This is a genomic window from Coprococcus intestinihominis (assembly GCF_040096555.1).
GTDB classification, from domain to species: domain Bacteria; phylum Bacillota; class Clostridia; order Lachnospirales; family Lachnospiraceae; genus Coprococcus_A; species Coprococcus_A intestinihominis.
In genome coordinates, this window is record NZ_JBBMEK010000215.1 from 1 (window position 1) to 5,806 (window position 5,806).

The following is a 5,806-nucleotide window of genomic DNA, read 5'->3' on the forward strand; positions in this document are numbered from 1 at the left end:
AGCATCCCTGCGGCAGTTTTGACTGGGAAGTGCTTCGAAGTGGTGCGGATTTCAGATTAAAGTGCTGCGGCTGTGAGCATCAGGTGATGATGGCTCGCAAGCTGGTGGAGAAGAACATTCGGAGACTGGAGAGAAATGGGGAAGAAATGAAGATTACCCGATAGGTGACGAAATACGTAGCATTTTGGAGGGTAGCTCTGAACAGTTACGAAAATTTTATATCATAATATGAAAAAAAGTGCTTGCTTTGCACTTTTTTTTATGGTAAACTGAATAACTGTGATATGTTATATATTAATTCCTTGCTCTCCGCAATGGGAGGGCCGTGAAGTCCAGAAGGAGGTGCACTAGCATGAACAAATACGAATTAGCAGTAGTTCTTACTACAAAGATCGAAGATGAAGAAAGAGCAGCAAGCATCGAGAAGATCAAGGAAGTTATTGCTCGTTTTGGTGGCGTTGTTACTAACGTTGACGAATGGGGCAAGAAGAGACTTGCTTACGAAATTCAGAAGATGAAAGAAGGTTTCTACTACTTCATCACTTTCGAATCCGATTCAAACTGTCCAAACGAAGTTGAACAGCGTGTCCGTATTATGGAGAATGTAATCAGATACTTATGCATTAGACAGGACGCTTAATTAGAAAAGGGGTAAGTCTAAATGAATAAAGTTATTTTGATGGGAAGATTAACCAGAGATCCGGAGATCAGATATTCACAGGGTGAACGCTCTACAGCAGTTGCCCGCTACTCACTGGCAGTGAACCGTACATTTAAGCGTGACGGTGAGCCGGATGCCGATTTTATCAACTGCGTTGCTTTTGGCCGTCAGGCTGAGTTCGCAGAGAAGTATTTTCATAAGGGCATTCGCATTGTGATCACAGGCAGAATCCAGACAGGCAGTTACACCAACAAAGACGGTGTGAGAGTCTATACAACAGATATTATTGTTGAAGAACAGGAATTTGCCGAGAGCAAAGCAGCAAGTGATCGCAACAGCAGTGATTTTGCAGCCAACAACAGTTATGGCGGTGGTTATCAGCAGTCCGGAAGACCTGTGCCAAGTCAGGCACCATCGGATGGTTTTATGAACATTCCGGATGGCATTGATGAAGAATTGCCATTCAGCTAGAATAGGACATGATCTGTTATCAGAGCATAACAGAAAGATTTGAATTTGAGAAGGAGGTTTTGATATGCCATACAATAAAGAAGAAGGCAGAGGCACTCAGATGAAGAGAAGACCTATGCGCAGAAGAAAGAAAGTATGTGTATACTGTGTAGATAAGAACGCAGTTATCGATTACAAAGATACAAACAAGTTAAAGAGATATATCTCTGAAAGAGGTAAAATTCTTCCTAGAAGAATCACAGGCAACTGTGCTAAGCATCAGAGAAAGCTTACAACGGCTATCAAGAGAGCTAGACATATCGCTTTAATGCCATATATCACAGACTAATTGAAATTCGGGCATCCGGTTCAGCAATGAATCGGGTGCCTTTTTTCGATTAGGTGAAAATTACGGCGAAATCGTGGTCTGATCTAAAAAAGGCACTGCGTGCCAAAAGCCCGTTTCTACCATATTTATGGTTATTCAGTTTTTGTATAAACGTGCCGAAAAGGGTTATTTCAGTGTCAAAAAGAAATGTGGTATGCTAACTATGAAAAGAAATACGAAAAACAAGATATCGTTTCAACAGATATCACGAATGATTTCATAAAGATTATTAGGAGGTTTTGCAAAATGAGCAGAGAAGTTGTTATTGTTGCATATGGTCGTTCAGCAGTTTGTAAATCAAGAAAAGGTTCTTTCGCAGGTACTCACCCAATCGAATATTCCGCACAGGTTTTAAAGGGTGTACTGGACAAAGTGCCTCAGTTAGATCGTTCTGAAATCGAAGATGTTATCATGGGTTGTGCAGTACAGCACGGTACAACATCTATGAATATTGCTAAGAGTGTTTGCGCAAGAGCAGAACTGCCGGAATGCGTAGCAGGTCATACAATTAACCGTTTCTGTTCTTCAGGTCTTCAGGCTATCGCAACAGGTGCCAATGCAATTGCTTGCGGTCAGGGTGATGTTATCGTAGCCGGTGGTGTTGAAAGTATGACAGATACATACGCACCATATCCTGTAGAATTCCAGGATGCATGGTTAAATGAGCATGCGCCAGGTGCTTACATGAGCATGGGTATTACAGCTGAAAACATCGTTAAGAACTACGGCGTAACAAGAGAAGAAATGGACCGTATGGCTTACGAATCCAACATGAAAGCTGCAAAAGCTCAGAAGGAAGGCAAACTTGCTCCGTCTATCATCCCTGTAACGGTTGTTGACAAGGATGGCAACGAAAAAGTTGTTACAGAAGACGAAGGTATCCGTCCAACAACAACAATGGAAACACTTGCAGGTCTTAAACCTTGCTTCATCCCGGCTGAAGAAGGCGGTACAGTTACAGCTGCTACTTCTTCACAGACATCTGATGCTGCAGCATTCGTTGTATTAATGGCTGCTGACAAAGCAAAAGAACTTGGTATCAAACCAATTGCAAAGATGGTATCCTTCGGTGTTGCAGGCTGTGATGCTACAATGATGGGTCTTGGACCGATCTATGCTGTACCAAAGGCTCTGAAACGTGCCGGCAAGACAATTGATGATATGGATGTCATCGAACTGAACGAAGCTTTCGCTGCTCAGGCTATTCCATGTATCAAAGTCCTTAAGATGAACCCAGAAAAGGTTAACCCTTACGGTGGCGCTATGGCTCTTGGTCATCCAATGGGCGCTACAGGTGCATTCCTTACATGTAAAGCACTTGATTACCTTCAGGATAACAAGAAGACAACAGCTCTTGTTACAATGTGTATCGGCGGCGGTATGGGCGCAGCAGCAGTATTTGAATTACTGTAAGATAAAAATAAATGTAGAATCGTTCAGAGCTGACATTTTATGATGCCAGCTTTGGGCGGTTTAATAAAGAAACTTTTAAATGAACTTTTTTACAGAGGTGTGAATAATGAAAGTAGCAGATATTAAGAATGTTGCCGGTATCGGCGGCGGTGTAATCGGCGGTAGCTGGGCTGTTCTCTTCGCAATGAAGGGCCTGAACGTAAAACTTTATGATATTAATGATCCTGAATTATTCATGAGCATATAAAAATGCTCAATACTGCAAAGCCTTGAAACAGTTTCCTTGAATTCAATCGAATCATCCCCAAAAATGTACACACTACCCCCTGTGAAGCTTGATTAAGTTACTTTGGAACTGTCAAGGTACGTTAATAGTTTCTATTCCAACTGTACAAACAGCTGATGGATATTTGCCAATGTCCTGTAGAACTCCTTTTTATAAGGACAGCTGATACACAGTTTAAATGTGATAGATCTTGCGGAATGGATTGCCCTTGCAGCAATCTTTATCAGCTTTAAGCGAATGGTGTCCACCTGTTGCTTCCGCATACTGGCTGGCAGTACCAGTCGCCTGAACCAATTGAATAGGTTGTAGGCAAGCATATGAAGTCTCATACGGTTTGCATTTACTATTTTGGAATGACTGCTGACAGCAGCAAAGTCAAATCCGCTTTTGCTTTCCTTAATGAAGTTTTCCATCTTGCCCCTGCCACAATAAAACTGGATGATCTGATAAGGTTCCATATCCATGTTTGTAACAATAAAAGTGTACATGTGTGTCAGCTGTCCGTATGGTTTCTCAATTTTGAAAACTACACGTCTTGGATATTTCCATGAACCTGCCTGATACATAAATTCGCCATAAGTTACTGCATAGCTGATCTGATCCTTTTGAGTGGCTTGGTACAAATCTTCCTCTTTATCTGAAGCCAGGGCAATGAGTGCGGGATTCTGTTTTAAATGGATAGCATAGGAGCAGCCATTACTCTCACAGGTTTCATAAAGTTTTGGGGAAGAGAATCCGCTGTCGCCACGAAGATAAGTTTTAATGCCCCTTTCCAGGTATTCCTGAAAAATAGATTCCATAAATTTATCTGCCCCATTGCTGCAATGGAGCGTTCCATCTCGGAGTTCCGCTTTTATCAGGTCTCCAGTCAGTCCGTCATAGCATAGTAATGGATGATATCCATGTGCCTGATAATGGAAGTTGAATCCTTCTCCTTCCTGCCTGCCATAAGTACCAAAAAGAGTGCGGTCTAAATCCAGAAGCACATGCTCCGGGCATTTTATGAAATAAATGATATCCCTAAGATTTTTATCAATGTCATCAAACTGTACCAGAGTATCTTTATCCATACGGTTGAAAAATCTTGATAATGTTGGCTGCGATGCCAGACTTTCTTTATCAAGAATGACATTGAAAACAGGATCCAGAGTCAGTTCATCCGCACAGTCATCCTGAAAATATGCAGAGATGATCTGATAGATCATCTGTAATAAGTTTTCATGGTCTTTGTGAAACCGGATAGACTTATCATTGGTTTTAAACTTCTTTTTGATCAGCTTTGTAAAGCCGATCTTTGCAGCGAATTCTTTTATCAAAAGAAGACCTGCATCGGAGGATAGATCACCTCCATCAAAATTTATTTTAATTTGCCTATTGCTTTGAAGTGAAAAGGTGTTTACAATACTCATAAAGGGCTCCTTTGTTTGGGATTGTTAAGACTTTGAACACCTTAATTTTACCACAAATGGATGTCCTTTTTTCATTCACTTAATAAGTGAAAAGCAATGTGCAATTAAAATACAGTAACTATGTGGCTTTCAGCCACTTTCACGACAAAGCCGTGAATAATTCAGGTTATATTATGGCAAAGACAATTATCACAGCAGCCTTAACAGGTGCTATCACACCTCACGGTTACGATGTTCCTGAAACACCGGAAGAAATCGCAAAAACAGCCTATGAGTGCTGGAAAGCAGGTGCAGCTATCGTTCATCTGCATATGCGTGATGACAACGGCGCAGGTGTTATGGATCCTGTTAAATTCTACGAAACAATCAAACTGATCCGTAAGAACTACCCAGACTGCGATGTTATCATCAACTGCACATCTTCAGGTGATAACCGTGTATCTGATGACTCACCTTACGGCAACGCAGTTCGTATGCTGCATCATGCAAATGTTCCTGGTATCGAAATGGGTACATTCGATGCAGGTACATTCAACTGGGGGATCCCGGGCGGTATCTTCAGCAACTCTCCAACATTCCTGACAACTCTTGGTAATCTGTATCAGGAAAGAAATATCAAACCTGAATTCGAAGTATTCGATATGGGTATGATCCGTGCCGTAGGTGTATACTGGAAGAAAGGTATCGTAAAAGCACCTCTGCACTTCCAGCTTTGTCTTGGTGTTGTAGGCGGTCTTGCAGCTACACCAGCTGATGTTCAGGATATGCTTGCATACATCCAGCGTCTTCAGGCAGAAGGCAACCTTCCTAAGGAAGTTACAGTTTCCGGTTTCGGTATCGGTAAAGGTCATCTGCCGGTTATGTTCTCTGCACTGGCTAACGGATGCCACGTACGTGTAGGTATGGAAGATAACGTTGTCTATGGTTACGATAAAGAAGGCAAGAAGATCCTTGCCAACAACCTGATGCTCGTTGAACGTGCTGCAAGAGCTGTTGAAGCTTACGGCAACGAAGTTGCTACATCTGCAGAAGCACGTGAAATGCTTGGTCTTGCACCACTGGATCATGAAGCTGTTGTTAAAGCACTTGATGCACTGACAATTGAAGATCTTGAGAAAGCAAAAGCAGAAGCTTCCGAAAAATATGGTACAACATATTTTGCAGCTAAGAGCATGGGCTAATTTGCCAGATATTTTTCT

The 5,806-nt window shown here is 41.9% G+C and carries 8 protein-coding genes; 7 read left to right on the top strand and 1 reads right to left on the bottom strand.

Annotated features, from left to right (window positions below):
• The 6 genes from WMO25_RS13845 to WMO25_RS13870 all read left to right on the top strand — a co-directional run.
• Window positions 1-164 (top strand): DUF951 domain-containing protein (locus WMO25_RS13845; protein ID WP_349085793.1); only part of this gene is annotated, 164 nt, incomplete at its 5' end.
• Window positions 165-352: 188 nt separating this feature from the next.
• A complete protein-coding gene (rpsF, locus tag WMO25_RS13850; RefSeq protein ID WP_015513838.1) occupies window positions 353-640 on the top strand; it encodes a 30S ribosomal protein S6 in 288 nt (95 codons plus the stop codon).
• A 21-nt stretch (window positions 641-661) separates the two neighbouring features.
• Complete coding sequence (locus WMO25_RS13855) at window positions 662-1,132, top strand: single-stranded DNA-binding protein (RefSeq protein WP_349085787.1); 471 nt, start codon at window positions 662-664, stop codon at window positions 1,130-1,132.
• A 64-nt stretch (window positions 1,133-1,196) separates the two neighbouring features.
• Entirely contained in the window at window positions 1,197-1,460 is a 264-nt protein-coding gene (gene rpsR, locus WMO25_RS13860) for a 30S ribosomal protein S18 (protein ID WP_015513840.1), read from the top strand.
• A 285-nt stretch (window positions 1,461-1,745) separates the two neighbouring features.
• Complete coding sequence (locus WMO25_RS13865; protein ID WP_349085788.1) at window positions 1,746-2,912, top strand: thiolase family protein; 1,167 nt, start codon at window positions 1,746-1,748, stop codon at window positions 2,910-2,912.
• Window positions 2,913-3,018: 106 nt separating this feature from the next.
• Window positions 3,019-3,159, top strand: coding sequence for a 3-hydroxyacyl-CoA dehydrogenase NAD-binding domain-containing protein (locus WMO25_RS13870; protein WP_349085789.1), 141 nt, complete (start codon window positions 3,019-3,021; stop codon window positions 3,157-3,159).
• Between the two features lie 131 nt (window positions 3,160-3,290).
• On the opposite strand, the gene WMO25_RS13875 is transcribed toward WMO25_RS13870, so the two are convergent.
• Window positions 3,291-4,607: an IS1380 family transposase gene (locus WMO25_RS13875; protein ID WP_349085791.1), complete on the bottom strand. Its 1,317-nt coding sequence runs from the start codon at window positions 4,605-4,607 to the stop codon at window positions 3,291-3,293.
• Window positions 4,608-4,780: 173 nt separating this feature from the next.
• Here WMO25_RS13875 and WMO25_RS13880 point away from each other — a divergent pair, with 173 nt between their 5' ends.
• Window positions 4,781-5,788, top strand: coding sequence for a beta-keto acid cleavage family enzyme (locus WMO25_RS13880; RefSeq protein ID WP_215690752.1), 1,008 nt, complete (start codon window positions 4,781-4,783; stop codon window positions 5,786-5,788).
• The last annotated feature ends 18 nt before the right edge of the window (window positions 5,789-5,806 follow it).

What these genes read in the sequence shown, in the direction of transcription:
- WMO25_RS13875 (WP_349085791.1), bottom strand. Translation starts at nt 4,607, where the DNA reads ATGAGTATTGTAAACACCTTTTCACTTCAAAGCAATAGGCAAATTAAA.
- WMO25_RS13880 (WP_215690752.1), top strand. Translation starts at nt 4,781, where the DNA reads ATGGCAAAGACAATTATCACAGCAGCCTTAACAGGTGCTATCACACCT.
- WMO25_RS13855 (WP_349085787.1), top strand. Translation starts at nt 662, where the DNA reads ATGAATAAAGTTATTTTGATGGGAAGATTAACCAGAGATCCGGAGATC.
- rpsR (WP_015513840.1), top strand. Translation starts at nt 1,197, where the DNA reads ATGCCATACAATAAAGAAGAAGGCAGAGGCACTCAGATGAAGAGAAGA.
- rpsF (WP_015513838.1), top strand. Translation starts at nt 353, where the DNA reads ATGAACAAATACGAATTAGCAGTAGTTCTTACTACAAAGATCGAAGAT.
- WMO25_RS13870 (WP_349085789.1), top strand. Translation starts at nt 3,019, where the DNA reads ATGAAAGTAGCAGATATTAAGAATGTTGCCGGTATCGGCGGCGGTGTA.
- WMO25_RS13865 (WP_349085788.1), top strand. Translation starts at nt 1,746, where the DNA reads ATGAGCAGAGAAGTTGTTATTGTTGCATATGGTCGTTCAGCAGTTTGT.